A 1,482-nucleotide genomic window follows, 5' to 3' on the forward strand; every position below is an offset into this window, starting at 1 on the left:
CGGACGCATGACGGCGCCCRTGCCCACGCYGCCCGGGGTCGAGAGTCCGTCCGGCAGGCAGCACAGGATCGAGAACCCGTAGAGCAGGCGCTCGACCACGTCGCCCGGGGTCGAGAAGGTCTCGGCGGCGTGCTCGTCCATCACCAGGACGTAGCCGTCGTCGCGGGCCATCGCCCGCATGGCGCCGAGCACCCCGACCGGGTCCGGCATGTCGTGCACGCACTCGTAGGCCATCACCACGTCGTACTGGCCGGACCGGGTGTCGCTCAGGGTGGCGCCGTCGACGGTCGAGAAGGTCACCCGGTCGTGGACACCCGCCGCCGCCGCGTGCTCCCGGGCCGCCGCCACCGACGGCTCGTCGACGTCGAACCCGTCGAACGTCGCCGTCGGGAACGCCCGGGCGAGGCCGATGGACGACCAGCCCTCGCCCGACCCGATGTCCGCCACCCGCGCCGGCCCCTGCAGCACGGCGTGCAGGTCCGGGAGGGTCGGCACGATCTGCTGGGCCAGCTCGTGCAGGAACAGGGGGCGGTTGAACGCCGCCTGGGCGGTGCGGGCGTCCGGCCCCAGCTGCGCCCAGCTGACGCCACCGCCGTGCCGGTACGCCTCGACGAAGTCGTCGAACCGGCGGCCGGCCGCGATCGCGAACCCGGCGAGCGGTGCCGTGTGCGCCGGGCTGTCGCCGTCGAGGAGCACCTCGACCGCGCCCGGCGCGACCCGGAACCGGCGCTCGGTCGCGGCCGCCGCGTCGTCGTCGACCAGGAGCCAGCCGGAGACCGACTGCTGCTCGAGCCACTCCCGCGCGTACCGCTCCTGCGTCCCGGTGCGCTCCGCCAGCTCGACCGAGGTGAGGGGCCCCTCGTCGACCAGGGCCCGGTACCAGCCGAGCGTGCGGCCGAGGTGCAGGGCGAAGGTCTCGATGACGCCGAGCGTGGCGGCGACCACGCGCGTCGAGAAGACCTCCGCGCTCGCGTCGGGGGCCGGGGTCTCGAACAGGTCGCTCGTGCCGGCGGTGCTGGACTGCGTCGTGTCGCTCATCGTTCCTCCCGGTCGGTGCCCGCGGGCGGGTGCCCGTGACCCGAGCATGGCCCGGACAGGTGTCCGCCGTCAGCCCAGGACGTCCCCGATCGCGCCCAGGACCACCGGCCACGCGTCGGAGGCGGGATCGATGAGCTCGAAGTGGCCCGCGTCGGGGACCTCCACCAGGCCGACCCCGGTGCGCCGGCAGTAGTCGCGCGAGACCTCCACGGGGACCGTGTCGTCGAGCCGGCCGTGCACGACCAGCGTCGTCGCGGCCGGGGCACCGAGGACCGCAGGGTCCGTGGCCGCGAACCGCTCCGGGACGTCGGCCGGACCGCCGCCGAGGAGCTCGGCGACCGCGCCGCGGCTCAGGCCGAGACGGTCGACGGCGACGAGGTCGGCCACCGGCGCCAGGGCGACGACGCCGCGGACCCGCGGGGGCCGGTCGGCGCGGCCCGGCGC

At 76.0% G+C, this 1,482-nt stretch carries 2 protein-coding genes; both read right to left on the bottom strand.

What is annotated here, in order from left to right:
- A partial coding sequence (locus tag ACXJKG_RS21135; RefSeq protein WP_456847677.1) for a class I SAM-dependent methyltransferase occupies positions 1 to 1,038 on the bottom strand: 1,038 nt, incomplete at its 3' end.
- Positions 1,039 to 1,107: 69 nt separating this feature from the next.
- The coding region (locus ACXJKG_RS21140) for an alpha/beta hydrolase family protein (RefSeq protein ID WP_456847678.1) at positions 1,108 to 1,482 on the bottom strand (375 nt) is incomplete at its 5' end.

This window comes from Cellulomonas sp. P5_C6 (assembly GCF_054049635.1).